General features: G+C 71.4%; 21 protein-coding genes. 20 read left to right on the forward strand and 1 reads right to left on the reverse strand.

The features are described from left to right. Positions 1 to 146 precede the first annotated feature (146 nt). From KJS59_RS25645 to KJS59_RS25735, 19 genes are all read left to right on the forward strand, one after another. Positions 147 to 1,304 carry a magnesium and cobalt transport protein CorA gene (locus KJS59_RS25645; protein WP_249714882.1) on the forward strand — a complete coding sequence of 386 codons (1,158 nt, stop codon included), beginning with the start codon at positions 147 to 149 and terminating at the stop codon, positions 1,302 to 1,304. Between the two features lie 193 nt (positions 1,305 to 1,497). Beyond that, on the forward strand, positions 1,498 to 2,220 hold the full coding sequence (locus KJS59_RS25650) for an MgtC/SapB family protein (protein WP_213455555.1): 723 nt from the start codon (positions 1,498 to 1,500) through the stop codon (positions 2,218 to 2,220). Positions 2,221 to 2,521: 301 nt separating this feature from the next. Beyond that, complete coding sequence (locus tag KJS59_RS25655) at positions 2,522 to 4,297, forward strand: GAF domain-containing protein (protein ID WP_213455557.1); 1,776 nt, start codon at positions 2,522 to 2,524, stop codon at positions 4,295 to 4,297. Positions 4,298 to 4,411: 114 nt separating this feature from the next. After that, complete coding sequence (locus KJS59_RS25660) at positions 4,412 to 5,263, forward strand: class II fructose-bisphosphate aldolase (protein WP_213455559.1); 852 nt, start codon at positions 4,412 to 4,414, stop codon at positions 5,261 to 5,263. A gap of 46 nt (positions 5,264 to 5,309) precedes the next feature. Further along, positions 5,310 to 5,939: a dihydroxyacetone kinase subunit DhaL gene (dhaL, locus tag KJS59_RS25665; protein WP_213455561.1), complete on the forward strand. Its 630-nt coding sequence runs from the start codon at positions 5,310 to 5,312 to the stop codon at positions 5,937 to 5,939. 103 nt (positions 5,940 to 6,042) lie between these two features. Further along, positions 6,043 to 7,038, forward strand: a complete 996-nt coding sequence (locus KJS59_RS25670) for a dihydroxyacetone kinase subunit DhaK (protein WP_213455563.1) — start codon at positions 6,043 to 6,045, stop codon at positions 7,036 to 7,038. Positions 7,039 to 7,072: 34 nt separating this feature from the next. Further along, positions 7,073 to 8,362 carry a transaldolase family protein gene (locus KJS59_RS25675; RefSeq protein ID WP_213455565.1) on the forward strand — a complete coding sequence of 430 codons (1,290 nt, stop codon included), beginning with the start codon at positions 7,073 to 7,075 and terminating at the stop codon, positions 8,360 to 8,362. A gap of 181 nt (positions 8,363 to 8,543) precedes the next feature. Then, positions 8,544 to 10,061: an aldehyde dehydrogenase family protein gene (locus tag KJS59_RS25680; RefSeq protein ID WP_213455567.1), complete on the forward strand. Its 1,518-nt coding sequence runs from the start codon at positions 8,544 to 8,546 to the stop codon at positions 10,059 to 10,061. Next, positions 10,058 to 11,824, forward strand: coding sequence for a thiamine pyrophosphate-binding protein (locus tag KJS59_RS25685; protein ID WP_213455569.1), 1,767 nt, complete (start codon positions 10,058 to 10,060; stop codon positions 11,822 to 11,824). Before KJS59_RS25680 ends, KJS59_RS25685 begins: the two co-directional genes overlap by 4 nt. Before the next feature lie 41 nt (positions 11,825 to 11,865). Continuing rightward, positions 11,866 to 12,819 (forward strand): dihydrodipicolinate synthase family protein, encoded by a 954-nt coding sequence (locus KJS59_RS25690; RefSeq protein WP_213455571.1) that lies wholly within the window; start codon positions 11,866 to 11,868, stop codon positions 12,817 to 12,819. A 41-nt stretch (positions 12,820 to 12,860) separates the two neighbouring features. Then, complete coding sequence (locus KJS59_RS25695; RefSeq protein WP_213455573.1) at positions 12,861 to 13,454, forward strand: amino acid synthesis family protein; 594 nt, start codon at positions 12,861 to 12,863, stop codon at positions 13,452 to 13,454. Beyond that, positions 13,451 to 14,626, forward strand: coding sequence for an amidohydrolase family protein (locus KJS59_RS25700; RefSeq protein WP_213455575.1), 1,176 nt, complete (start codon positions 13,451 to 13,453; stop codon positions 14,624 to 14,626). Before KJS59_RS25695 ends, KJS59_RS25700 begins: the two co-directional genes overlap by 4 nt. A gap of 409 nt (positions 14,627 to 15,035) precedes the next feature. Next, on the forward strand, positions 15,036 to 15,839 hold the full coding sequence (locus KJS59_RS25705; RefSeq protein ID WP_213455577.1) for an HAD-IA family hydrolase: 804 nt from the start codon (positions 15,036 to 15,038) through the stop codon (positions 15,837 to 15,839). Then, on the forward strand, positions 15,832 to 16,473 hold the full coding sequence (locus KJS59_RS25710; protein WP_213455579.1) for a DUF4286 family protein: 642 nt from the start codon (positions 15,832 to 15,834) through the stop codon (positions 16,471 to 16,473). The genes KJS59_RS25705 and KJS59_RS25710 overlap by 8 nt, the downstream gene beginning before the upstream one ends. 20 nt (positions 16,474 to 16,493) lie before the next feature. Next, positions 16,494 to 17,555, forward strand: coding sequence for an ABC transporter substrate-binding protein (locus KJS59_RS25715; RefSeq protein ID WP_213455581.1), 1,062 nt, complete (start codon positions 16,494 to 16,496; stop codon positions 17,553 to 17,555). Continuing rightward, positions 17,552 to 18,403, forward strand: coding sequence for an ABC transporter ATP-binding protein (locus tag KJS59_RS25720; protein ID WP_213455583.1), 852 nt, complete (start codon positions 17,552 to 17,554; stop codon positions 18,401 to 18,403). The genes KJS59_RS25715 and KJS59_RS25720 overlap by 4 nt, the downstream gene beginning before the upstream one ends. Before the next feature lie 13 nt (positions 18,404 to 18,416). Beyond that, on the forward strand, positions 18,417 to 19,280 hold the full coding sequence (locus tag KJS59_RS25725; protein WP_213455585.1) for an ABC transporter permease: 864 nt from the start codon (positions 18,417 to 18,419) through the stop codon (positions 19,278 to 19,280). A gap of 51 nt (positions 19,281 to 19,331) precedes the next feature. Beyond that, positions 19,332 to 20,513: an FAD-dependent monooxygenase gene (locus KJS59_RS25730; RefSeq protein WP_213455587.1), complete on the forward strand. Its 1,182-nt coding sequence runs from the start codon at positions 19,332 to 19,334 to the stop codon at positions 20,511 to 20,513. After that, positions 20,510 to 21,964, forward strand: coding sequence for an aldehyde dehydrogenase family protein (locus KJS59_RS25735; RefSeq protein ID WP_213455589.1), 1,455 nt, complete (start codon positions 20,510 to 20,512; stop codon positions 21,962 to 21,964). Before KJS59_RS25730 ends, KJS59_RS25735 begins: the two co-directional genes overlap by 4 nt. Here the strand turns inward: KJS59_RS25735 and KJS59_RS25740 are convergent. Further along, the gene (locus KJS59_RS25740) at positions 21,945 to 22,748 is read right to left on the reverse strand and encodes a FadR/GntR family transcriptional regulator (protein WP_213455591.1); all 804 of its coding nucleotides are present in this window, start codon (positions 22,746 to 22,748) and stop codon (positions 21,945 to 21,947) included. The genes KJS59_RS25735 and KJS59_RS25740 overlap by 20 nt on opposite strands. 397 nt (positions 22,749 to 23,145) lie before the next feature. Here KJS59_RS25740 and KJS59_RS25745 point away from each other — a divergent pair, with 397 nt between their 5' ends. Beyond that, positions 23,146 to 25,281 (forward strand): alpha-amylase family protein, encoded by a 2,136-nt coding sequence (locus KJS59_RS25745; protein WP_213455593.1) that lies wholly within the window; start codon positions 23,146 to 23,148, stop codon positions 25,279 to 25,281. Positions 25,282 to 25,286 lie beyond the last annotated feature (5 nt).

Consider the following 25,286-nt stretch of genomic DNA (forward strand, 5'->3'; position numbering starts at 1 on the left):
CTACGGCGCGGGCCGCGATCTACGGCGCTGGCCCGCCGGGTCGAGCCAAGGGCACGGATGGTTGGCGCCCAACCCAAGCGGGCATGTCCCCTCTGGCCCGCAGCTGTTCCTGTCCACCCTCGGTTCCTTCGTCGTGGAGGTGTGCCATGAGCGATATCTGGCGTGCCCGCGTTCGCCCCAGGATGATGCGCCGCGCCGACGTGCGCCAGCCCGAGCGGGAACCGCAGCCGCCGGAGCTGTCCATGGACCCCCGCGCCTCTGCCACGCGGGTGGCCCCGGTGGAGGAGAGCGTGGTGGACGCCGGCATCTACCTCGCCGGTCGCCGCATCGACCGGCCGGCCACCCTCACCGGCGCCTACCACCGCCTCGAACGGCAGCCCGACGCGCTGGCCTGGATCGGCCTCTACCGGCCGGCCGAGGAACAACTGCTCACCGCGGCCGAGCAGTTCGGCCTGCACAAACTCGCCGTCGAGGACGCCATTGTCGCCCACCAGCGCCCCAAGCTGGAACGCTACGGCGACACCCTGTTCGTCGTGCTGCGCGCCGCCCGCTACCTCGACGCCGCCGAAGAGGTCGACTTCGGCGAGGTCCACATCTTCGTCGGCCCCAACTTCGTGCTCACCGTCCGCCACGGCGAGGCCCCCGACCTCGCCGCCGTACGCCGCCGCCTGGAAGACGACCCCGAACTGCTGGCCCGTGGCCCCGAAGCCGTCCTGTACGGCGTCCTCGACGCCGTCGTCGACGGCTACGCACCCGTCGTCGCCGGCCTACAGAACGACATCGACGAGATCGAAACCGAGGTGTTCGGCGGCGACCCCAAGGTCACCCGGCGCATCTACGAACTGTCCCGCGAGGTCATCGAGTTCCAGCGCGCCACCCGCCCCCTGCTGGCCATCCTCACCGGCCTGCAGGCCGGGTTCGACAAGTACGGCATCGACGAGGAGCTACGTCGTTACCTCACCGACGTGGCCGACCACGCCACCACCGCCGCCGAACGCGTCGACAGCTTCCGGCAGACCCTCGCCGACATCCTCACCCTCAACGCCGCCCTCGTCTCGCAGGCCCAAAACGAAGAGGTCCGCCAGCTCACCGTCGCCAGCTTCACCCAGAACGAGGAGGTCAAGAAGGTCTCCGCCTGGGCGGCGATCCTGTTCGCCCCCACCATCGTCGGCACCATCTACGGCATGAACTTCGACCACATGCCCGAACTGCACTGGGTGGCCGGCTACCCCTTCGCCCTCGGCCTCATGCTGTCCGTCAGCCTCGTCCTCTACACGATCTTCAAGCGACGCGGCTGGCTGTAGTCAGCGCGCCGAGCCCGGTGCGCCTGTCTCCGTGCTGACCTCGGCGACCATCGCCGGCACGGTGGCAGCCGGCACCGACAGTTCCCGCCGTGGCGGAAGGTGCGAACGGCGTTGACGGTGTCCACCGGGCGCTGGTCAGACTGATCGCGCTGTCCAGGCGGTCCGGGCGACGGCGGATCGATACGCTGAACCGATGGTCATGGCGTACCTGGGCGCACCCGTGGGCCAAGGCTGGAGGCAACTGGCCGACCTGGCGATCGCCCTGCTGTTGTCGCTGGCGATCGGTGTGGAGCGGGAGATCCGGCAGAAGAGCGCCGGGCTGCGGACGCACACCCTGGTCGGCTTCGCCTCGGCGTTGATCATGCTGGTGTCCAAGTACGGGTTCACCGACGTCCTCGGGGACCGGGTCGTGCTGGACCCGTCCCGGGTCGCGGCGCAGATCGTGTCCGGGATCGGCTTCATCGGCGCCGGTCTGATCTTCGTCCGGCGCGACGTGGTCCGGGGGCTGACCACGGCGGCGACGATCTGGCTGGCCGCCGCCGTCGGGATGGCCGCCGGAGCGGGGCTGTGGCTGCTGGCGACCGTGGTCACCGCCGGGCACTTCCTCGTGGTGTTCGCGCTCACGCCGCTGGCCGCCCGGTTGCCGCGTTCGAAGTACGCGCTGGCCCGGTTGCGACTGTCCTATCGTGAGGGACTCGGGGTGCTGCGGCTGGCGCTGGCGGAGTGCACCGGTCGCGGCTTCACCGTCGGGGACCTGCGCATCGAGCAGGACGGCGACGAGCGCGCGCCGGGCACGGTGTCGGTGTGGCTGTCGGTGCAGGGGAGCGGTTCGATCAGCGACCTGACCGCCGCGCTGGCCGATATCGACGGGGTGGTCGCCGTGGTCAGCGAGGACCCGAACAACCCGTCCCCATAGCGCAGCGGGGGTGGGGCGCGGAACCGGCGGTTCGGACCAAATGGGGTGGGGCCGAAGGTGCTACTTGCGCCGCGACCCGCGGGATCGCGATGATCGAGTGCACGCTGATCATGTAACGGGTGGCCGGACGTCGCCAGCGGGCGGCGACGGGCAGGGCAGCGGACTGGCGCCGGCGATGTGCTGGCCGAGGATCAGTGTGTCCGTGGCGTTGAGCGCCGCCGCCCACGATACACCGGAGGGTGTTCCCAGGCGTCAGCGGCCAGCGGCTCGCGCGGCACGACGTCAGAGTGGAGCGCTTACGATGACGGAACCGGACACGGGTAATGGCTTCCTCGCGACCGTCGAGGCCCTGAACGAGGTTGCCGAGGATCTCGCCGGAGAGTTTCAGCTGCGCGCGGTGCTGGAGCGGATCCTGCAGCGGTGTACCGCGCTGATGGGCTGCGACGCCGGCTCGATCTCCCGGGTGGACGAGGCGAACGGAACATACCGGAAGGAAGCCGACATCGGCATCGAGTGCCAGTCCGGGCAGGTGTTCCCGCTCGCCGAGGGGATGACCGGAGAGGTCGTCCGGCGGCGCCGGCCGGTCTCGTTCGACCGGTACGAGGACGTCATCGGCGGGCACATCAGCGCCGCCGACCGCAAGACCCTCAAGGGCGTCATCGGCGTACCGCTGGAATGGCAGGGCCGGATCATCGGCGTCTGCGTCGTGTTCTCCAGGGACGCGGACCGCCGGTTCGGCGACGAGGACGCGACGCTGCTGGGGCTGTTCGCCCGGCACGCCGCGGTGGCCCTCGCCAACGCGACGATGTACGAGGCCGTCGAGGCGCGGGCCCGGCTGGAGGCGGCCGCGGGCGAGCGCGAGCGGCTGATCGAGGAAGTGCACGAACTGTTGACGAAGGACTTCGTCGACCTCATCTCGGACCTGGACAAGGCGCTCGAACTGCTCCCCGGGCACGACAGCGTCGCCCGGACGCACATGCAGGAGGCCCGCTTCTCCGCGGGCGAGACCCTCTCGTCCCTGCACCGCAGCCTCCAGCGGCTGCGCGAACCGTGGCACGACGAGCGGACGCTGGAGGAGATCGTCCGCAGCGAACTGCTGTGGGCGGAGAAGTCGAGCCGGCTCTCGACGAGCTTCGTGTCGATCGGAACGCCGGTGCCGCTCGAGCGGACGCTCGTCCGCGACGTCTGCCACGTGGCCCGCGGCGCGATCGACAATGTCATCCGGCACGCGGCGGCCACCAGCCTCCGGCTCGGCCTCGGATACGACTCGGCGTCCCTGACCCTGCTGGTCCAGGACGACGGCCGGGGCTTCGACGTCGACACGGTCAGCTCGGGCCGCGGCGAGGGCCGGCTGAGCATCATGCACCGGGTACGCGAGGCGGGCGGCTCGTTCGAAATCGACTCCTCGGTCGGCTGGGGGACCAGCCTCCGCGCGGTCTTCCCCTACCGCCGGGACGCCCGGGCCGCGTCGGAACGCCTCCCCGTGCTGGTCGCCGCGTCCACCGAGATGACCCGGGCCGGGCTGTCCCGGATGCTGGTCTGGTCGGAACAGACCATCGAGATCGTGGCGGAGTCGGCGACGACCGAGGCCGCGATGGAAGCGCTCAAGCTCTACCACCCGCTGGTCTCCGTCGTGGCCTACCCGCGCGAGGAACTGCTCGCCAGCATCGAGACCATGCTGACCGTGGATCGCGACCTCGCGGTGGTCGCCGTGTGCCCCGACGGCGACCCGGACCTGGTCGCCGAGGCCCTGCTGGCCGGCGCCCGCGGCTGCGTGCTGGACGGCTCGGACCGCTCCGTGCTGACCAACGCGGTCATCGCCGCCAACCGTGGCCAGTCGATCGTGCCGACCAACGGCGCGTGGGAGCGGCGGGTCGCCACCCCGGGAGCCGGGCTGACCGCGCGCGAGCGGGAGGTGCGGGCGCTGCTCGAACGCGGCCTGTCCGACAAGGCCATCGCGGCCCGCCTGGTGATCTCCACCAAGACCGTCGAGAAGCACGTCGGCGCGGTGCTGCGAAAGACCGGCGCGCGCAGCCGGGCGGAACTGGCCGCCCGGGCCACCCGGGTCGAACGGTAGTAGGGGGATATCCCCAACCGGATGCGGGGAGTTTTCCCGATGCACCACCGATGCGCCGCTCATTAGGGTCGCAAACAACGTGGTGTACGAGGGAGACGCATGTCCGTTGTGTCAATGGCGGCGATCGTAGGGCCCGCGCTTCAGAACCGATACGGTGTGCCGGCGATAAATGTCGTCAACGATCTGACGATGGCGGCCGTTTTGGCGGCGGCCGTCGAACGTCGCTCGCCGGTTATCGTGCAGACTTCGGTCAAGACGGTGCGGACCGCCGGCGCGGAAGTACTGATGGGAATGTGGCGGGGAATGACCCGCGGAATCGAGGTGCCGGTGGCGCTGCATCTCGACCATTGCCCCGATCGGGAGGTGATCAGCACCTGCCTCAGGCTCGGGTGGAACTCGGTGCTCTTCGACGGCTCCGCGCTGCCGGTCGAGCAGAACCGGCGGCACACCGTCGAGGTGGTCCGGGAGGCGTCGGTGTACGGGGCCAGCGTCGAGGGTGAGATCGAGGCCATCACGGGTGTGGAGGACGACCACGGTTCGGACGAGGTCGGCGAGCAGCTGTCGCTGCGGGTCTGCCTCGATTTCATCGAGGCCACCGGGGTCGACGTGTTCGCACCCGCCATCGGCAACGCCCACGGTCGCTACCGCAGCGAGCCGACGCTCGACCGGCAACGGGTCGTCGATCTGGTCACCGCGACCGGCGTGCCGATGGCGCTGCACGGCGGGTCCGGGCTGACCGCGGCGCAGTTCAGCGAGTTGATCGCGGCCGGCTGCGCGAAGGTCAACCTGTCCACCGTGCTCAAGGAGCGCTTCATGCAGTCCTCGCTGGCCCACCTCGAGGAAGCGCGCCGGACGGACCGGTGGGACCCGCCGGACCTGTTCCGGCACGCGGCGGACACGGTCACGGCCATGGCGGCCGGGTTCATGGACGCCTTCGGCAGCACCGGCCGGGGTGCCGGGACCTGACCGGGCCCGCCCCGACTCCGCCCGGAACGATCAGCTAGGAGCGTTGATGGCCGACACAACCGACCTGACCCGAAGCATCGTGCGGGTCATGGCGCAGACCGCGATCGACAACGAGGAGTACTTCGGCGAACTCGACTCGATCGTCGGCGACGGCGACCTCGGGTTCTCCCTCGCCCGGGGGTTCGAGGTGGTGGCGCAGGAGTTGAACACCACCGAGGACGAGGATCCGGGTGCGTTTCTGCGCCGCGTCGCCATCCTGATCACGAGCCGGACCGGCGGTACCTCGGGCCCGATCTGGGGGACCGCGTTCCTGCGGGCGGCCACGGTTGCCTCCGCCGCCGCCCGGATCGACCGCCCGACCGTCATCGCGATGCTACGGGCGGCCATCGAGGGCATCAAGGCGCGCGGCAAGGCCGACCTCGGCGACAAGACCCTGCTGGACGCGCTCCAGCCCGGCGTGGACGAACTCGAGCGGCAGTTCACCCGGGACGCCAGCGACGTCGAGGCGATCCGGGCGACCGCCCGGGTGATGGCCCAGCAGGCGGAGGCGACGGCGACGCTCCAGGCCAGGCGCGGCCGGGCCAGCTACGCCGGCCCGCGCAGCATCGGCAGCCCCGACCCCGGGGCCATCGTGGTCGCCTACATGATGCGCGCCGTCTCCGAGTCCTGGAAGTAGCTCGCCGAGCCGTGGAAGTAGCTCGCCGAGCCGTGGAAGTAGCCAGCGTCGTGGAAGAAGTAGTCCAGCCAAGCCAGCCCAGACGCGACCCTAAGGACGTCAAATGAAGCGCTTCATGAACGAGCCGGCCGACTTCGTCCGCGACATGCTGGAGGGTGTCGCGCTGGCCAACCCGGACACCCTCGAGTACGTACCGGAGTTCAATCTCATCAGGCGCAAGGCCGGCCCCTCCGACGGTCGGGTCTCACTGATCCAGGGCTCCGGGTCGGGTCACGAGCCCGCGCACGCCATGCTGGTCGGGCCCGGAATGCTCGACGGGGCCTGCCCCGGCGACGTGTTCGCCGCCCCGCCCCTGGAGTACGTGCTGGGAGCCACGCGCAGCCTGCGCACGCCGGCCGGCGTCGTCTACATCGTCAACAACTACACCGGCGACCGCATGGTCTTCGAGATGGCCAGCGAGGTGGTCCGCGCCGAGGGCATCGACGTGCGGACCGTCCTGGTCGATGACGATGTCGCGGTGAAGGATTCCACCTACACGGTGGGCCGGCGCGGCATCGCCGGCAACTTCTTCGTCATCAAGGCGATGGGCGCGGCCGCCGCCGCTGGCGCGCCCATCGACGAGGTGGTCCGGATCGGTGAGGCGGTCAACGCCGCGACCCGGTCCATGGGCATGGCACTGACCTCCTGCTCGCCGCCGGCCAAGGGTGCGCCGCTGTTCGCGCTCGGAGAGTCCGAAGTGGAGCTGGGGGTCGGGATCCACGGCGAGCCGGGCCGGCAGCGCACCACGCTCTCGTCCGCCGACCAGACCGTCGAGGTGCTCCTCGGCGCCATCCTGGCCGAGCACGACGTCAACCGGGGCGACGAGGTCGCGGTGATGGTCAACGGCCTCGGCGCGACGCCGATCAACGAGCTGTACATCCTCTACGGCAGCGCCCACAAGCAGCTTCGGGAGCGCGGGATCCAGGTGCGCCGCAACTACGTCGGCGACTACTGCACCTCGCTGGACATGGCCGGGGTCTCGATCACCGTGGTGAAGCTCACCGACGAGATCGAGCGGCTGCTGTCGGAGCCGGCCCAGATCCCCATTCGCGTGTTCTGAAGGGGTCGGGAAGGTTCGAGTCGGGGAGTTCCGCATGCGCGCTGATCCGGTGCGGCTTGCCGCCGTGCCTGCCGTCCGGCGAGGAGACGAGGCGTACGTCGCCCGCGTCGACCTCGCGTCGACCGACCTGCGGTCGGCCACTGGCATCGAGGTGACCGACCGGTTCCGGGAGGTCATCAACGCCTTCGCGGTGCCGCCGGGCCGTACGCCGCCGGGGTTCCGGGTGGAGACCACCGTCAACCCGGACGGGGTGCTGAGCGTCGACCTGGTTCGGGACCTGTCGCGGGACGCGGACAACGCGCTGCGGCCCACCCCGTTCCTGTTCTCGGTCGACTCCGCCAACCCGGACGACATCGAGCCGTGCGTGCCGTTCGTGGCGAACCTGACCTGCAACCCCGGCATCGTCTACGACCTGTTCCTGAACAACCCCAGGGCCAACCGGGACCGCAGGTTCGCCTCGTTCGACGAGGTGCTGGTGGAGATTTGCCGGCTACTGGGCCCGGGCTGCGACATCTCGGTGGAGCTGCACGACCCGTTCGGCAAGGACCTCGACGAGATCCTCGACGAGGTTCGGCACTACGAATCGATCACCGGCCGGCACCGGTTGGTGGTGAAGGTCCCGCACACCGGCCCGGTGGACCGGGGCAACGTGTCCCGGCTGCTCGACGGGCCGGGGCTGCTGGAGCGCCGGTACGACGGCGGCAGCATCGCGGGCCAGCTGCGCGGGCACCGCCTCGCCCTGGAACTGCGGAACCGCGGCTACCGGGTGAACTTCACCCTGATGTTCGAGCCCTACCAGACCGCGCTCGCGCTACAGGCCCGTCCGTACTTCATCAACGCCTTCATCCGGAACCGGCTCGGCGCCAGCCGGGTCATGCACGGCCTGATCGCCGCCTACGAGGCGACCGACGAGATCCTGTTCGTCGAGCAGCTGCGCGACTACCTGGTGGACAACGACTACCTGGGCCTGAACGACCGCTCGATGGACCTGTTGCGGGTGCTGGACCAGGCCCGCACGCACCTGCACAATCGGGGCTGGTCGGGTCGCGGCGACGACGGCCTCGACCACGCGCGCGCCGCCCTGCGGTGGCTGTCCACCAGCAATCTGCCGGACACCCGGCTGATTCTGTGCTCGATGGACGGCGACCGCATGTTCCCCGACATCATGCGAATGCTCACCGAGCGGGAGTTCCTCGACCTGCACAACCGGGTCCTGCTCACCACCGATCCCGCCTATTTGGCGCGCTGGGCGAGCAGCCCTCAGGTGGTCAGCTATCAACGCCGGTTCACCAGAGCGGTACGCGAGCCCGCGCCTGCGTCGTGATGGTAGGGAAACCCCTCGTCCAACGGTGGGGGGTTTTCCCGATTTCGGCGGGGTGCCGGCCTCGATAGTGTCGGTGAACAATCATTGTCCCAATTTGCGCGGGCCGTTCAACGGGTGCGAAAAGAGCCACCCGTGCGAGAGAGTTCGGCGGTTATACATGCTGGATCGCAACATTATTCCGATGTACATCGACGGTCGGGACGTCACGGGGACCGGACCGGTGCGGGCCCGGGAGAACCCGGCGCGGACCGACGAGCGGGTGGGAGCGGTCTCCTGCGCCACCCCGGAGGAGACCCGCGGCGCGGTGGGTGCGGCGGCGGCCGCCGCGCGGGCATGGGCCGGCACCGCCCTCCCGGAGCGGGTGCGAACGGTGCTCGCGGCCTGGGAGTTCCCGGCGCAGGAGCGGGACGCGCTCGCCCGGACCCTCACCGGCGAGCTGGGCAAGACGCAGCCGGACACCCGTGGCGAGCTGAACTACGGCATCGCGTACGCCGAGTACTGCGCCCGGCAGGCACCCGCGGTCCTGGCCGACGACGTCACCACCGACGAGGTGGGCACGATCCGGGTGAAGCAGGTCCCGTACGGCGTGGTGGCCGCGATCATTCCCTGGAACGCGCCGCTGAACATCTCCTCGACGGTCGTCGCGCCCGCGCTGATCGCCGGGAACACCGTCGTGGTCAAGCCGTCGCCGCTGGCTCCGCTCGCGGTCACCGGCTACCTGCGGGCCATCGCGCGCCGGCTGCCGCCCGGCGTGCTGAACGTGGTCAACGGCGATGTCGAGGTCGGCGAGGCGCTGACCACCGACCCGCGGCTGGGCAAGATCGCGTTCACCGGTTCCACCGGCGTGGGTCGTTCGATCCTGCGCAGCGCGGCCGAGGCGATCACGCCGAGCCTGCTGGAGTTGGGCGGCAACGACGCGGCGCTCATCCTGCCGGACGTCGAGTTGACCGACGACGTGGTGGCTCGCCTGGTGTTCGGCAGCTTCCTCACCGCCGGGCAGATCTGCATGGCGATCAAACGGCTCTACGTCCACGAGTCGCTGCTCGCCCGGCTCGTCGAGCGGTACCGGGAGGTCGCGGCCAAGGTCCTGGTCATGGGCGACCCGTTCGACCCGTCGGTGACCCTCGGGCCGATGGTCAGTGACCGGCAGCGGTCGCTGGTTCGCGCGATGGTCGACGGGGCGGCCGCCGAGGGTGCCGAGGTGATCGAGGTCGGCTCCGTGCAGCCCGGCTTCGACCTGGGCGGCGGCTACTACCTGCGGCCGACCCTGGTGCTCAACGCCGGCAGGGACAGCACCATCGTTCGGGAGGAGCAGTTCGGGCCCACCGTTCCGATCCTGCCCTTCTCCGACGTCGACGACGGTATCCGGGCCGTCAACGACAGCGACTACGGCCTGTGCGCCTCGGTCTGGACGGCCGACCCCGGTCGCGCGTTCGACCTGGGGCCCCGGCTGGAGGTCGGCACCGTCTTCGTCAACACGCACAACCGCAGCGGCATGGCGCTCCGCGCGCCGTTCGGCGGCCGGAAGCTGAGCGGGTACGGCCGGGAGTACGGGGTCGCCGGGCTGCTCGAGTTCTGCCAGTCGCAGAGCATCAACCACCTCGCCGCCACCGAGCGGCGATCGGACCTCAACGCCGGCCGGCAGTACCAGAGCCCGCCCGATCCGGCCAGGGCATCGACCACGGGAGCGCATCGTTGAGCGAGCAGCGCGTCTGCGACGAGATGTCGGACGCCTTCGTGCGAGGCGGCACCGAGGTTCTGTTCACCCTGTTCGGCGACGGCAACCTGGCCTTCGTCGCCGCCCTCGCCGCGCAACCCGGGATGCGCGTCGTCCACTCCCGGCACGAGGCGGCCGCGGTCTTCATGGCGGCCGGCTACGCGCGGGCGACCGGCCGGGTCGGCGTCGTGTCGGTGACCGCCGGGCCCGGCCTGGCCCACACGATGACCCCGCTGGTCTCGGCCGCCCGCGCCGAGGTGCCGATGGTGATCTATGCCGGCGACACCGGCACCTCCGGCCGGTTCGTCGGCGGGCTCCAGGACCTCGACCAGGAGGCGTTCGCCCGCGCGGCCGGCGTCCCGTACCTGCGGGTGGACCGGACGAACGCCGGGCGGACCGCGGCGGCGGCGTTCGAGCTGGCCACCCGCCGCAGCTGCCCGGTTCTCGTCGGGGTGCCCGAGGACCTGATGGAGCTGCCGGTGCTGCCCAGCGACGCGAGCGCCCCGGCCCCGCCGCCAGCCCCGGCCGCGCAGCCGGCCCCGGTGTCGGAGCCGGCCCTGGTGTCGGAGCCGGCCCTGGTGTCGGAGCCGGCGGCCGGTGCCGCGGCCACCGGGTCGCGCGAGGAGCACGTGGCGGCTGCCGCACGGGTCGAGGAGGCGTTGCGAACGGCCCACTCTCCGCTGCTGGTCATCGGCTCCGGCGGCGCGGACCCGGCCACCGTATCCGCCGTGCGGGAGCTGGCCCGGCGCTACGGCGCCCGGGTAGGGACCACGTTTCGCGCCAGGGGTGTCGTGGACGACGACCCGGCGACCGTGGGGATCGTCGGCCCGCTGGCGCACGCCGCCCACCAGGCCGCGCAGGAGCGGGCGGACCTCGTGGTCGGGTTCGGCGCCAACCTGCACGGCTTCGGCGCGTTCCTCGACGTCCTGTACGACGCGCGGACGATCTGCGTCGGGGCGGAGCGGTACGGCCGCTGGACCGCCCCGCACCCGGCCGGCTGCGGCCTGGACGTTTCGCCGTCCGACATCCTGCCGCTGCTGCGCGACGCCCCGGCACCGGCGGGCGGGCGCCGGGCCGAGGCGAGCGTGGACCGCAAGGCCGTCATCGAGGCGGACTTCACCGAGCTGCCGGAGGCGCACGACGAGGGGCTGCTGGACCCGCGCCGGCTCATCCTGGAGCTGGACGCGCTGATCGCCGAGGACGCGATCGTCGTCATCGGCGGCGGGCACTTCTGGTCCTTCCCCCTGATGTACCTGTCGAAGAAGCGCCGGGACTTCGTCTTCCCGATCGAGTTCGGCAGCATCGGGATGGCGCTGCCGACCGGCATCGGCGTCGCGGCCAGCGGTACCGGCCGGGACGTCGTGGTCATCGAGGGCGACGGCGGTGTCACGGCCAGCATCCAGGAGTTCGAGACGGCCGTGCGCAGCGGCCTGGACCTGACCGTCGTGGTGATGAACGACGGTGCGCTCGGCGCGGAGTTGCACAAGCTGAAGGCCAAGGGGCTCGCGCCGGACGAGTCGTACTACGAGTTCGTCGACTTCGCGGGCGTCGCCGGCACGTTCGGGGCGCGGTCCGCCCGGCTCACCGCGGTCGGCGAGATCGCGCCCGCCCTCGACGGCGGCCGTGCCGGGGTGACGGTGCTGGACGCGCGGCTGACGCGGACCGTGACGAGCCGCTGGTACCGGCGCCTCTACCTCGGTCAGATCGGCCGCCTCGCCGCCGGCCGGCACCCGGCCGGGGCGTGAGTTCGGTGGCCACCGTGTCCGGATCGAGCGATGGAGGTCAGATGCGCGGCGAACCGAGGGCGTTCGCGATGTCGATTACGCCCTTCGATGAGGCTCACCGGCTCGACGAGGCCGCGCTGCGGCGGCACCTGCGGCGGATGGTCGACGCCGGCGCCGGTGTCTATCTCGGCAGTCCCGGTACCGGTGAGGGGCACGCGCTGTCGCCGGCCGAGCTGCGCAAGGTCTACGAGATCGGTGTCGCCGAATGCAAGGGCAAGGTGCCGGTCTACGCCAACCCGCCGGAGGCGCGGACCGCGGAGCAGATGTACGCCCGCGTCCTGGCGGCGCACGAGGCGGGCGTGGACCTGGTGCAGATCTACACGGTCGATGCCGGCCACGGCATGCGGCCGACGGCCAGGGAGCAGGAGGTCTACTACCGGGAGCTGCTCGACGAGGTGTCCTTCCCGGTTGGACTGTCCATCAACACCCTGGCCGGCGGCTACGTCAACCCGGTGCCGTTGCTGGTCAGGTTGGTGCGCGACTACCCGCAGATCCGGTGCGTCAACGTGAACCATCCGCCGACCAGCGCGCTGGCCGAACTGGTGGAGGAGCTTGGCGACCGCGTCGAGTACTACACCGACGCGTTCATGTATCCGGAGGCGCTCGCGCTCGGCGCCAGCGGCTGCCTCACCGGGCACGTCAACGTCGTGCCGAACCTGATCCGCGCGATCGGCCGGCTGCTCGTCCGCGGTGACGCCGAGGCCGGCGCCGACGCGCTGCTGCGGCTGTTCCGGCTCAACCGCGTCGTCGCCTCGTTCGGCACCGACGCCCTGCCGCAGAACTGGTCCGGGCGGTGGGTGAAGGCGGCCATGGCCGCGCTCGAGCTGCCCGGCCACGGCGATGGCCGCATGCGCCGCCCGTACGCGAGCCCGTCCACACAGGACATCGAGGAACTGGCCACCGCGCTGCGGCCCCTGGACATTCCCGGGCTCGAAGAGGCGGCACGGTCATGGTGAACCCGACGGGCGGGCGCCAACGGCACGGAGAGGAGCTGGTTGTGGCAGAAACCGTCGACGGCGCATACGAGGTGCGCTCCTGGCACGGCGGGGTCGAGGAGATCTGGCACGAGGGCGGTGCCCGCGCCGAGCTGCCGTTGGTGAAGGCGTGGGCGGGGGTGATCATCCGGAACCCGTTCGCCGGCCGCTGGGTGGCGGACCTTTCCGGGCTCACCGCGCCCAGCGCCCGGCTCGGCGCCGACCTGGGCCGCCGCGCGGCGGCGCTGCTGGGCGGCCGCGCGGTCGAGAGCTACGGCAAGGGCGGCATCGCCGGCGTCAACGGCGAGCAGGAGCACGTGGTGGCCTGTGTCACGACGGTGTTCGGCGACGCGCTGCGCGCCGCCGTCGGCGGCGGACGGGCCTGGATCTCCTCCGTCACCAAGACCGCCGCCCCCGGCACGCCGATCGACATCCCGCTCGCGTTCAAGGACGAGGTGTACGTCAGGTCGCACTACGACGCGGTGGGCGTCCTCGTACCGGACGGGCCGCGCCCCGACGAGCTGCTCATCTGCGTCGCGGTCGCGACCGGCGGCCGGGTGCACCACCGGGTCGGCGGCCTCGGCCGGGACGAGGCGTTGGAGGCGATGGCGGGGTGACGCTCGCACTGGTGAACATCGGGGCCTCGCACGACGGGTCGGGGTCGGGCGGCCGGCTGCCGGGCGACGCGATCGTGTGTGAGGGCGGCCGGATCGCCTGGATCGGCGACTCGTCCGCGGTCGCCGCGGGGGAGCACGAGTCGACCGTCGACGTGGCGGGGGCCACGGTCGTTCCCGGCCTCGTCGACAGCCACGTCCACACGACGTTCGGCGACTACACGCCCCGCCAGCGCACCCTCGACTTCCTCGACAGCTACGTGCATGGCGGCACGACGCGGGTGCTGTCGGCCAGCGAGGTGCACGTGCCGGGGCGTCCGACCGACCGGGTCGGGGTGATGTCGCTGGCGATCGCCGCGGCGCGTTGCTACGCGCACTACCGGCCGGGCGGTATGGCCGTGCACGGCGGATCGGTCATCCTGGAGCCCGACCTGACGGCCGAGGACTTCCGGGAGCTGGCGGCCCAGGGCGTACGCATGGCCAAGGCGGGCTTCGGGGCTTTTCCCACCGCCAGGGATTACGTACCGGTGGTGCGAAACGCGAAGGCGGCGGGGCTGACCGTCATGTGCCACAGCGGGGGCGGATCGATACCCGGCAGCCAGGCCAAGATCAGCGCAGAGGTGCTGCTGGAAATGCGCCCGCATGTCGCCGGTCACGTCAACGGCGGCCCCACCGCGCTATCCGCCGAGGAGAACCGGGCCATTGTCGACGAGGGCGCCGGCATCGCGCTTCAGCTGGTACACGCCGGGAACCTCCGCTCCGCTATTGACATCGCGGAACGGGCCCTGGCCCGGGGGGATTTGGAGCGGCTGCTCATCGCGACGGACACGCCGACCGGGACCGGTGTCATTCCGCTCGGCATGCTGCGGATGATCGCGGAAATGGTGTCGCTCGGCCCGCTGACCGCCGAGCAGGCGGTCACCGCGGCGACCGGAAACGTCACCCGGACCTACGGTGTCGATGGTGGCCGGCTGGCGGTGGGCGAGGTGGCTGACCTGGTCGTCCTCGACAGTCCCCTGGGCAGTTCGGCCCCGGACGCGTTCGGTGCGCTGCGGCTCGGCGACGTGCCGGCGGTGGCGTGCGTGGTGACCGACGGTGTCCTCCGCCTGGACCGTAGCCGCAACACGCCGCCTCCGACCCGGCCGGTGCGGGTGCTCCCAGCCGGGGCGGCCTGACGCGTCGGGGCCCGGTCGGGGTGCCGGTATCGCATTTCGGGCCGGCCGGTCCACGATGTGTTCGCAACAATGCTGATCTCGGCCCGGCTCCCCTTTCGGGAGCCGGGCCCGCGTCGATGTCCGGCGCATGGTTTGCCGACCGGAACTGAATGTCTTATTCCACGTGTTATGCGCGGTGATCGGCGTGTCGCGGTGCCCGGCCGGGTAGGGAGATTCCCCATTCGAGTGGGGTGGTTTTCCCGATCTGCCAAGCGTTCGCCTTCGGTAGTTTCGAGCGCATGAACCTGCGCGAATGCGTTGGCCGGAGACCCGCCGGCGGGGGTGTTCGCCGCCCCGATACCCACCGCCCCGGGCGGCCGGCCCGGTGCCGCTCGGCGAGCGCGAGCCGGCTCACCGGACGGGGGCCGCGATGACCGCGACAGGCGCGCCGCGCGTGCTGATCTTCGACTGCGACGGGGTCCTGGCGGACACCGAGTTCGACGGCCACCTGCCGGCGTTCAACGCGACGTTCGCGGAGTTCGGCGTCCCGCTGCGGTGGTCCCGGCAGACGTACCGGGAGTTGCTGCGCATCGGCGGCGGCAAGGAGCGGCTGCGCTCCGTGTTCACGCCGCAGTTCGTCGCCGAGGCCGGCCTGCCGGCGGACGACGAGGGCCAGCGCACCGTCGTCGCGGCTTGGCACCGGCGCAAGTCCGAGCTGTTCCGGCAGCTCGTCCTGGCCCGGCAGATCCCCGCGCGGCCCGGCGTATACCGGATCGTCAGCGACGCCGTGCGGGCCGGGTGGACGCTGGCGGTCGCCTCGACGTCCGCCGAGGCGTCGGTGCGGGCGGTGCTGGAATCGGTCGTCGGATCGGACAACGTCCGGCACTTCAAGGTCTACGCCGGCGATGTCGTACCGCGCAAGAAGCCGGCACCCGACATCTACCAACTCGCGGTGCGCGACCTCGCCGTGGACCCGGCCGACGTCCTGGTCATCGAGGACACCCCGAACGGCCTGCGGGCCGCGCTGGCGGCCGGCCTGCGCTGCCTCGTCACCGCGGGCGACGACGCCGCCGACGGCGAGGCGTTCGAGGGCGCGGCACTGGCCGTGACCAGCCTGGGGGACCCGGACGGCGAGCGGGTACGGGTCATCCGCAACCGAAGCTCGGTCACGCCGCGCGGCTGGTTGGAACTCGGCGATCTCGCAGCGTTGATAGGAGGCCACGGTGATGAGTGACGGCGCCCGGGTCCCGGGATCCCACCGGCTGATCGTGGAGCTGACCGCCCCGCCGGAGGGACGGGTCGGTGCGTTCAACGAGTGGTACGACCGGCAGGTCATGCCGCGCCGGCGCGTGCTGGACGGCGTGGCGAGCGCCCGGCGCTACCGCGAGGCCGGAAACGACACCGGCTGGCTGGCGGTGTACGGGGTGACCGGCGAGGGCGTCCTGCCGGAGCCGCCCGGGACGCTGCCCGAGCGGGAGGTCGAGATGCGGGCGGCCCTGGCCCGCCTGGAGACCCGGCAGTACGCCGAACTGGCGATCGAGCAGCGGTACCGCCGGGACCTCCCGGAGACCGGATACCTGCTCGCCGTGTGGTGGACGCCCGCCGCCGACACGCTGCGTGACTTCCACGCCTGGTACGACGAGGAGCACATCCCGCTGCTGCTCGACGTGCCGGGCTGGCTGGCGATCCGCCGGTACGAGCTGGTCGCCGGCACCGGTCCGCGATTCCTCGCCCTGCACTACCTGGAGAGCCCGGCCGTGCTGGCCGAGCCGAACCACCGACGCGCGGTGACCACGCCCTGGCGGGCCCGGGTCGCGCTCCACCGGGAGCAGCACGAACGGCGCATGTTCGAGGTCTGGAACCAATGAATCGTCTGGAAAGGCACACCATGCGAAGAAGAAGCGCCCTCATCGGGGTGTCCGGGGTCGCCCTGGCGCTCGTGCTCGCCGCCTGCGGCGGGGGCGACGGCTCCGGTAAGGACTCCGGCGGCCTCACCACCGTGCGGTACGGCTCGGTCGGCGGCATGACCGACGGCCCGCTGTACCTCGCCGAGGAACTCGGGTACTTCAAGGACGCCGGCATCAAGGTCGAGCGGACCCGGTTCGAGTCGGGCACCCAGATCCTGGCGGCGATGGTGGGCGGCAGCCTGGACGTCGCCGCGGTGGCCGTGTCCGCGGGCCTGCTGAACGCCATCGACGGCTCCGACAAGTTCAAGTTCGTCGCGGACCGGCAGAGCCAGCAGGGCCCGCGGCGCTTCGGCGAGGGCTTCCTGGCCAGCCCGCGGATCCTCGACGGGGTCGCGCTGGACGACCCGAAGGCCCTCGGGCAGGCGCTGAAGGGCAAGAAGGTCGCCATCACCGGCAAGTCCACCTCGACGGAGTTCATGGTGGGCGAGCTGATGAAGAGCTACGGGATCGACAACTCCCAGGTGGACCTGGTGGTCCTGCCGTTCGGGAGCATGGCGGCCGCCCTCAAGAGCGGTGCGATCGACGCGGGCATCGTCCTGGAACCGTTCATGTCGCAGATCCTCAACGCCAAGACGGGCGTGATGATCTCGCACCTGGACGGCGTGATCAGCAGCGGTACCCAGGTGCCGGTCACCTACAGCAAGGCATTCGCCTCCGGCGACCGCCAGGTGGCCGAGGGCTTCATGACGGCGTTCCTGCACGGGGCGCAGGTGATGAACGACGCGCTCGGCGCCAAGGGTACCGACCGCGAGAAGGTCATCGACATCATCGCCAAGTACTCCGACCTGCCGGCGGACGTGATCGCGCAGTCGGATCCGCCGGGCATCGCCCCGCAGGCCCCGCTCGACATCTCCTACATGGCGGACTTCCAGGAGTTCCTGCTGGCCCAGGGCGTCATGAAGAAGAAGGTCGACATCGCCTCGGCGGTGGACGACTCGTTCGCGGCGGCCGCCCGCAAGGAGCTGGGGATCGGGGCGCAGTGACCACGGCACACGAGACGGCGGTGCCCGGCAACGGTGCCGGGCGCCGCCCACCCGAGGCGGAGGTCGCCGTCGCGGTCGACCGGATCTCGAAGGTGTTCCTGCCCAAGAACAACGTCCCGGTGCCGGCGATGGTGGACGTGTCCCTGCGCATCCGCCGCAAGGAGGTGCTCGCCATCCTGGGGCCTAGCGGCTGCGGGAAGAGCACCCTGCTGCGGATCCTCGGCGGCCTGGACACCCAGTACCGCGGCACGGTGACGTGGGCGCAGGCGCGGCAGGAGCACGGCCGGCTCAACGCGGCCACGGTCTTCCAGCAGGATTCCACCCTGCCGTGGATGACGGTGGCCCAGAACATCGGCCTGGGACTGTCCGGGCTCAGGCTCGACGCCGCCGAGCGGAAGGAGCGGATCGACCGCTACTCGGCACTGGTCGGGCTGGCCGCCTTCCGGTCCGCCTACCCGCACGAGCTGTCCGGCGGCATGAAGCAGCGCGCCGCCATCGCCCGCGCGTTGGCCTGCGAGCCGCGGGTCCTGCTGATGGACGAGCCGCTCGCGGCGCTCGACGCGCAGACGCGCCTGGTCATGCAGGCCGAGTTGCAGGCGCTGTGGCGCCGCACCGAGTCCACGGTTGTCTACGTCACGCACGACATCGAGGAGGCGATCACCCTCGCCGACCGGATCGTCGTGATGAGCGCGCGCCCCGGCCGGATCAAGTCGGAGCGGCGGACCGACATCCACCTCGACGGCGCGGACGGCGCGGATCCGGTGGCGCTGCGCGCGCACCCCGGGTTCGCGCCGCTGGCGCGCGACCTGTGGGCGGATCTGGCCCAAGAAGTCGGCGACGCTCTGTAGACAAGGGAACGAGATGAGCAGCGCAGTGACCGAGATCAAGACCGCGCCCGCGGGCGTCGAGCCCACCGTCGATCCGAACGTCGTCCGGGCGGCCATCGCCCTGCGCCGCCGGACGATGGCCAAGCGCATCGTGATGGGCGTGTTCACCCCCATCTTCTTCCTGGCCATCTGGGAAGTGCTGAGCCGGGTCGGGGTGCTCGACCGGGAGTACATACCGCCGCCCTCCGAGGTCTTCCGGGGCATGGGCGCGGGCATCAAGGACGGCTCGCTGACCGAGGCCGTCGCGCACAACGGTTGGATCTCGATCCAGCGGTTGGTTCCGGGGTTCGCCCTCGGCCTGGTCGTCGGCCTGGTGGCGGGCATCGCCATGGGTATCCTGGACCTGGTCAGGTTCGGGCTCCGGCCGATCATCTCGGCGACCTTCCCGATCCCGAAGATCGCGATCTTCCCGATCCTGATCATCATCTTCGGGATCGGCGACACCAGCAAGATCGTCGTGGTCGCGCTCGCCGTCTTCTACATGGTCTGCATCAACACCGCGAGCGGGATCGAGTACAGCAACCGCATCTACCGGGAGGTGGCGACCGCCTTCCAGGTACCGAAGCGGGTGGAGTACCTGCGCGTCATCATCCCGTCGGCGCTGCCGTCGATCATGACGGGCGTGCGGCTGGGCGTGGGCAACGCGCTCATCGTGCTGGTCTCGGCCGAGTTCGTCTCGGCGCAGGCCGGCATCGGCTACTACATCTGGAACGCGTGGCAGGTGCTGGACATCAACGCCATGTTCGGCGGCCTGATCGTCATCGCCCTGTTCGGCATCCTGACGAACTGGTGCCTGCTGGCGCTGGAGCGGAGGTTGATCCCGTGGTCGCAGAGCTGATCGGATCGCCGCCACCCGGTGTTGCGGTGTTCGCGAAGGGAGGTGGCGCCGGTGCCTGACAACCGCTCCTCCCACGCACCGCGCATCGCGATCGTCGGGGCCGGCATCGGCGGGCTGTGCCTGGCCGCGTGCCTGCGCCGGATCGGAGTCCGGGCCGACGTCTTCGAGCAGGCCCCCCGGTTCGCCCGGATCGGGGCGGGCATCATGCTCGCGCCCAACGCGGTGAACATCCTCAACGCGATCGGGGTGCGCGAGCACCTGGAGCCGACCTCGGTGACGCTGACGACGCTGCAGAACCGGGCGTGGGACTCGGGCGAGCCGATGTTCGACCTGGAACTGGGCGCCGCCGCCGAGCAGCGGTACGGCGCGCCGTTCCTGCTGGCGCACCGCGGCGACCTGCACGCGGCCCTGCTGCGGGTCGTGCCGCCGGAGGCGATCCACCCGGGGCGGGAACTGGTCGGCATCTGTCCGCTCGACGACCGCGTCGAACTCCGGTTCGCCGATGGGTCGGCGGGCAGCTTCGACGCGGTGATCGGCGCCGACGGGGTGCACTCGGTGGTCCGGCGCAGCCTGTTCACCACGTCGCCACCCAGCTTCACCGGCCGGATCGCGTACCGGGCCGTGTTCGACAGCGCCCTGCTGGCGGACCGTGGCCTGGCCCCCGAGGTCGGCCCGTCCACCAAGTGGTGGGGGCCCGACCGGCACATCGTGATCTATTACGTGAGCGGGGGAGCGGAGGTCTACTTCACCACGTCGGTCCCGGACGACACGTGGACCACCGAGTCGTGGTCGGCCGAGGGGTCCATGGACGAGTTGCGCGCGGAGTTCGAGGGCTTCCACCCGCAGGTGCAGGCGGTCCTGGCCGCCTGCCCCAGGGTGAACAAGTGGGCGCTGTACGACCGCGACCCGTTGCCCGGCTGGAGCACCGGCCGGGTGGCGCTCCTCGGCGACGCCGCCCATCCGATGACGCCCTTCATGGCCCAGGGCGCGGCCACCTCGATGGAGGACGCCGCGGTGCTCAGCCGCTGCCTGGGCGAGGCCGGACCGGAGAACTTCGCGACCGCGTTCGCCTGGTACGAGTCGGTCCGCCAGCAACGCACGGCGCGGATTCAGGCGATCTCCCGGTCGAACACCTGGCTGCGCGAGCGGACGGACCCGTCCGAGGTGTACGGCTACGACGCCTGGAGCGTGCCGTTCGGGGACTCGGCCGGTCTGGAGTCCTCGCTGACATGACGGAACCGACGCCGCTGTGGGTCGCCGGCGGCCCGGCGCACGGTGCGGTGCCGCTGCCGGTGACCCACCCGTACGACGACCGGCCGGTGGGCGGCACGACGTACGCCACCGAGGAACAGACCGAGCGGGCGGTCGCCGCGGCGCACGGCGTGCGCCACCGGGCGGCGGCGCTGCCGGTTCACGTGCGCGCGGACGCGCTGGCCGACATCAGCCGTACCCTCGGCGAGCGGGCCGAGCCGCTCGCCCGGCTGGTCACGGGCGAGAGCGGCAAGCCGCTGCGGTGGGCCCGTGCCGAGGTGGCCCGCGCGGTGTCGGTGTTCCGGTTCGCGGCGGAGGCCGTGCGCGCCGGGTCGGACGAGGTGACGCGGCTGGACGCCAGCAAGGACGACGAGGGCCGCCTGGCCTACGTGCGGCGGGTTCCCAAGGGCCCCGTGCTGGCCATCACCCCGTTCAACTTCCCGCTGAACCTGGTCGCGCACAAGGTGGCGCCGGCGATCGCGGTCGGCGCGCCGGTCGTGGTCAAGCCGGCGCCCCGGACGCCCCTGTCGGCGCTGGCGCTCGGCGGGATCATCGCCGAGGTCGCCGCCGAGGTCGGGCTGCCCCCGGAGCTGGCGAGCGTCGTCTGCGTCCCCGACGAGCGGCTGCCCGCGCTGGTGGCCGACGAGCGGCTGCCCGTCGTGTCGTTCACCGGCTCCGAGCCGGTCGGCCGGGCCATCGCCGCCGCCGTGCCGCACAAGCACGTCGTGCTGGAACTGGGCGGCAACGCCGCCGCGTACGTCAGCGCCGACTACCGCCGCCCCGGCGACCTGGAGTTCGCCGCCGGGCGCATCGCCACGTACGCCACCTACCAGGCCGGCCAGTCCTGCGTCAGCGTCCAGCGGGTGTACGCCGACGCGGAGGTGTACGAGGACCTCACGGCGCGGCTCGTGGCCGCCGTCGGGGCGCTGCGCACCGGTGACCCGTACGACGAAGGGACCGAGGTCGGCCCGCTGATCGACCGGGCGGCGGCCGGGCGGGTCCACGAGTGGGTCGAGGAGGCCGTGGCCGCCGGGGCCCGGCTCCTGACCGGCGGCGTCCGGGACGGCGCGACGTACGCCCCGACGGTGCTGGCGGACGTGCCGCCCCGCGCCAGGGTGGTGTGCGCGGAGGTCTTCGGGCCGGTGCTGGTCCTGCACCGGGTCGCCGGTGCCGACGAGGCCCTGCGCCTGATCAACGACTCGAGGTACGGCCTGCAGGCGGGCGTGTTCACCCACGACATCCAGTTGGCCTTCCGGGCCCACCGCGAACTCGAGGTCGGTGGCGTGATCGTCGGTGACGTCCCCTCCTACCGGGCCGACCAGATGCCCTACGGCGGCGTCAAGTCCTCCGGCGTCGGCCGCGAGGGAGTCCGCTACGCCATGGCCGACTACACCTACGAACGGGTCCTGGTGCTCACGGGACTGGATCTCTAGGGGACGGCGCGTGATGGGCCCCGGCCTGCTGCACCACCCGCGGGCCATCGGCGGGCGGTGTGCCGGGCGGCGTGCCTCGTGACGGGGCCGCGTTCGGGGGCTCGACCTCCCGCATCAGCCAGTCTTCGAGATTGAGGATGTGCACGGCGGCCCGGAGCCGGGCCCGCTCGGCGTTGCCCGCGGCCAGCGCGTCGATGATGTCGTCGTGCTCGGCGACGGCCGAGGCCGCCGTGCTGGCGTGCGCCACGAGGCGGAGGCTGCGGGCCGGCGCGGTCTGCCCGCCGAGCATGTCGGTGAGCGCGGCGAGCGCCAGGTTGCCGCAGGCGGCGGCGACCCGGGCGTGGAACTGCCGATCCACTTTGATCAGTCGCTCCGGGTCGCCGGCGCCGTTCGCGATCGCCCGGATCCGCCCGTTGAGTTCGCGCAGCTCCTCGATCTCGGCCGGGCCGATCCGGGTGGCGGCCCGCGCGGCCGCCTCGGCCTCCAGGACGCGCCGCACCTCCAGGAAGTCGATCGCGGTGTGCGGATCGTGGAAGTTGACGATGAAGCTGACCGCCTCCAGCACCAGGCCGGGCGCGAGGCTGGTCACGAAGGTGCCGGCACCCTGCCGGGTCTCCAGCACGCGTAGCACGCTGAGCGCGCGGATCGCCTCGCGCAGCGAGTTGCGGGACAGGCCGAGCCGCTGCGCCAGCGTCTTCTCCACGGGCAGCCGGTCGCCCGGCTTGAGCTCGCCGGAGAGAATCATCGCCTTGATCTTCTCGATCGCCTCGTCGGTGACCGCCATGCTGTGGACCTCCGCTTCCCGCGCGGACCGGGGGACGTGACGACATCGTAGGGGGTTGTCCGATGAATCGGTGCCGGGGGCTGTTGTTTCCGAATCATCGGACGTGCAATACACGCGAGCGTTGGCGGCGCCCAGGGCCGCGGTGGTCGAGAGTGTAGCTCGCGGATTCGGCTGATCGCTGAACTCTTAGCAGGTCAGGGCGGTGGAGCGGGACACCGGGGCCAACCGGGACGGGACCGGACACGGGTCGAGCGGGGCCCGTTAACAAGTAAGAAAAGATCCTTGACGCTCCCTAAACGCCGGCCTAGCATCCGAGACCAGGCCAAGGTCATCGGGTCAATTGACCGATGGCCGGCAGGAACCCGGTCCATCCAACTCAGGCGCAGGGGAGTCATCGGTGGCCCTTGAACGGCACATCTTCCAGCGGAACACCCATCGGCTGCTGCGCGACATGCACATCCCCGACTGGGACCCGGGGTTCCTGGCCGACTACGACCCGCAGCGGCTCGCCGCCCGCTGCGAGGACGCCGGCCTCAACGCGGTGATGATCTACGCCAAGTCGCACGTCGGCCTGTGCACCTACCCGACCAGGGTGGGCCGGATGCACGGCAACCTCGGCGGGCGCGACCTGCTGCGCGAACTCAACGACGCGCTGCGCTCCCGGGGCATCTCGACCGCCGCGTACCAGAGCATCACCTTCGACAACTGGGCCGCCGAGACCCACCCCGAGTGGGCGCAGGTCGACCGGCAGTCGGGCCGGCCCATGCACGACCACACCCGGTACGGCGTCTGCTGCCCGAACAACCCGGACTACCGGGCGTACGAGCTGGCGATCATGGAGGAGATCCTCACCGGGTACGAGTTCGACGGCATCTGGCTGGACATGATCTTCTTCCTGGCCATCTGTGCCTGCCCGGCGTGCCGGGAGCGGCTGCGGGCCGAGGAAGGTATCGAGGTCCCGGGCGTGGTCGACTGGACGGACCCGGCCTGGGCGACCTTCCAGGAGGCGCGTCGCCGGTGGATCGGTGAGTGGACCAAGGTGCTCATCGATCGGGCGCACGAGCTGCGACCGGAGATCGTGGTCACCCACAACCTCGCCAACGCGCTGTCCGGCTGGCGGTGCGCGCAGCCGCTGGCCGCCGGCCGCCTGGACACCTACACCTCGGCGGACCTGTACGGCGACCGGTTCGAGCACCTGGTCGTGACGAAGATGGCCCAGCACCTGAGCGCGAGCCAGCCGGGCGAGCTGATGGTCAGCGTCGGCGTGGACCTGATCGACCACGTCACGCTCAAGACGGCCGAACAGCTCAGCACGGAGGCGCTGGCGGCCACGGCCGCCGGCTCGGCGTTCATCGTCATCGACGGCATCGATCCGGCCGGCACGGAACTGCCCGGCAACTTCGCCACCATCCGGGAGGCGTTCACCGCCATCCAGCCGTACGAGCCCTACATGGGCGGCCGGCCGGTGGAGGACGTCGCCATCTACTTCTCCGACAACTCGTTTGTGGACTTCGCCGACAACGGCATCCCGGCCGGCCCGCCGTCGCGGCTCGGCGGCACCCCGTTCCCGCACGTGACGGCCGCCCGCGGCGCCGCGCAGGCGCTGACCGAGGCGCACATCGCGTTCGGCGTCATCACCGAGCAGGACCTCGACCGGCTGGCCGACTACCGCGTGGTGATCCTGCCGGACGTGTCCCGGATGACCCGGCGCGAGGTCGACGCGTTCCGCGACTACGTCACCGCCGGTGGGCGGCTGTACGCCAGCGGCTACACGTCCGTGGTCGGCGTCGACGGGGTCCGCCACGACGACTTCCTGCTCGCCGACGTGTTCGGGGCGTCCCTGGCCGGCGAGGAGGACGGCCGGGTCGCGTTCCTGACGCCGGACGACGACGAGATCCGCCGGGCGGTCGCGCCGCAGACTGTCGTCAGTCAGCCGTTCAACGACCAGTGGAGCGCGCGGTACGAGCCGAAGCCCCTCTGCACGGCGCCGCGGGTGACCGCCACCTCCGGCACCCGGCTCGCCCACCTGACCCTGCCGTACGGCAACCCGCGCTGGGGCAGCGTCAACGACAAGTCCTGGTCGGCCATCCACTCGGCGCCACCGTGGACCGAGACCGAGCACGCGGTGCTCACCCGCAACGACCTCGGCCAGGGCAGCGCCGTCTACAGCGCCTTCGTGCTCGAACGCGCCGGTGCGGCGGCCAACCGCGCGCTGTTCACCAGCCTCGTCCGCGGGCTGCTGGGCGACCGGCAGTCGCTGTCCGCCACCGCCCGCACCAACGTCTGGCTCAGCGCGTACGACCAGAGCGACAGCTCGCGCGTCCTGGTCGCGTTGCACAACTACGGCGTCGAGCAGCCAGCTCCGGCGGAGCGGGCGACGGTCACCGTCCGGCCGCCGGCCGGGCGCAGGTTCGTCCGCGCCACGGACGGACCGGGTGCCCGGGTGGTCGAGGCGAGCTTCGGCGACGACGGCGCGGTGCTGGAGATCGAGCTTTCGGCCGAACTCGGGTTCGTCCCCGTCGAGTACGCCTGACCAGC

Source organism: Rhizomonospora bruguierae (assembly GCF_018397995.1).
GTDB classification, from domain to species: domain Bacteria; phylum Actinomycetota; class Actinomycetes; order Mycobacteriales; family Micromonosporaceae; genus Rhizomonospora; species Rhizomonospora bruguierae.

Bases quoted from the DNA above. Each gene is read 5' to 3' on its own strand.
- KJS59_RS25655 (WP_213455557.1), top strand. From the start codon at position 2,522: ATGACGGAACCGGACACGGGTAATGGCTTCCTCGCGACCGTCGAGGCC.
- KJS59_RS25670 (WP_213455563.1), top strand. From the start codon at position 6,043: ATGAAGCGCTTCATGAACGAGCCGGCCGACTTCGTCCGCGACATGCTG.
- KJS59_RS25675 (WP_213455565.1), top strand. From the start codon at position 7,073: ATGCGCGCTGATCCGGTGCGGCTTGCCGCCGTGCCTGCCGTCCGGCGA.
- KJS59_RS25715 (WP_213455581.1), top strand. From the start codon at position 16,494: ATGCGAAGAAGAAGCGCCCTCATCGGGGTGTCCGGGGTCGCCCTGGCG.
- KJS59_RS25725 (WP_213455585.1), top strand. From the start codon at position 18,417: ATGAGCAGCGCAGTGACCGAGATCAAGACCGCGCCCGCGGGCGTCGAG.
- KJS59_RS25705 (WP_213455577.1), top strand. From the start codon at position 15,036: ATGACCGCGACAGGCGCGCCGCGCGTGCTGATCTTCGACTGCGACGGG.
- KJS59_RS25680 (WP_213455567.1), top strand. From the start codon at position 8,544: ATGTACATCGACGGTCGGGACGTCACGGGGACCGGACCGGTGCGGGCC.
- KJS59_RS25660 (WP_213455559.1), top strand. From the start codon at position 4,412: ATGGCGGCGATCGTAGGGCCCGCGCTTCAGAACCGATACGGTGTGCCG.
- KJS59_RS25645 (WP_249714882.1), top strand. From the start codon at position 147: ATGAGCGATATCTGGCGTGCCCGCGTTCGCCCCAGGATGATGCGCCGC.
- KJS59_RS25650 (WP_213455555.1), top strand. From the start codon at position 1,498: ATGGTCATGGCGTACCTGGGCGCACCCGTGGGCCAAGGCTGGAGGCAA.
- KJS59_RS25710 (WP_213455579.1), top strand. From the start codon at position 15,832: ATGAGTGACGGCGCCCGGGTCCCGGGATCCCACCGGCTGATCGTGGAG.
- KJS59_RS25690 (WP_213455571.1), top strand. From the start codon at position 11,866: ATGCGCGGCGAACCGAGGGCGTTCGCGATGTCGATTACGCCCTTCGAT.
- dhaL (WP_213455561.1), top strand. From the start codon at position 5,310: ATGGCCGACACAACCGACCTGACCCGAAGCATCGTGCGGGTCATGGCG.
- KJS59_RS25740 (WP_213455591.1), bottom strand. From the start codon at position 22,748: ATGGCGGTCACCGACGAGGCGATCGAGAAGATCAAGGCGATGATTCTC.
- KJS59_RS25735 (WP_213455589.1), top strand. From the start codon at position 20,510: ATGACGGAACCGACGCCGCTGTGGGTCGCCGGCGGCCCGGCGCACGGT.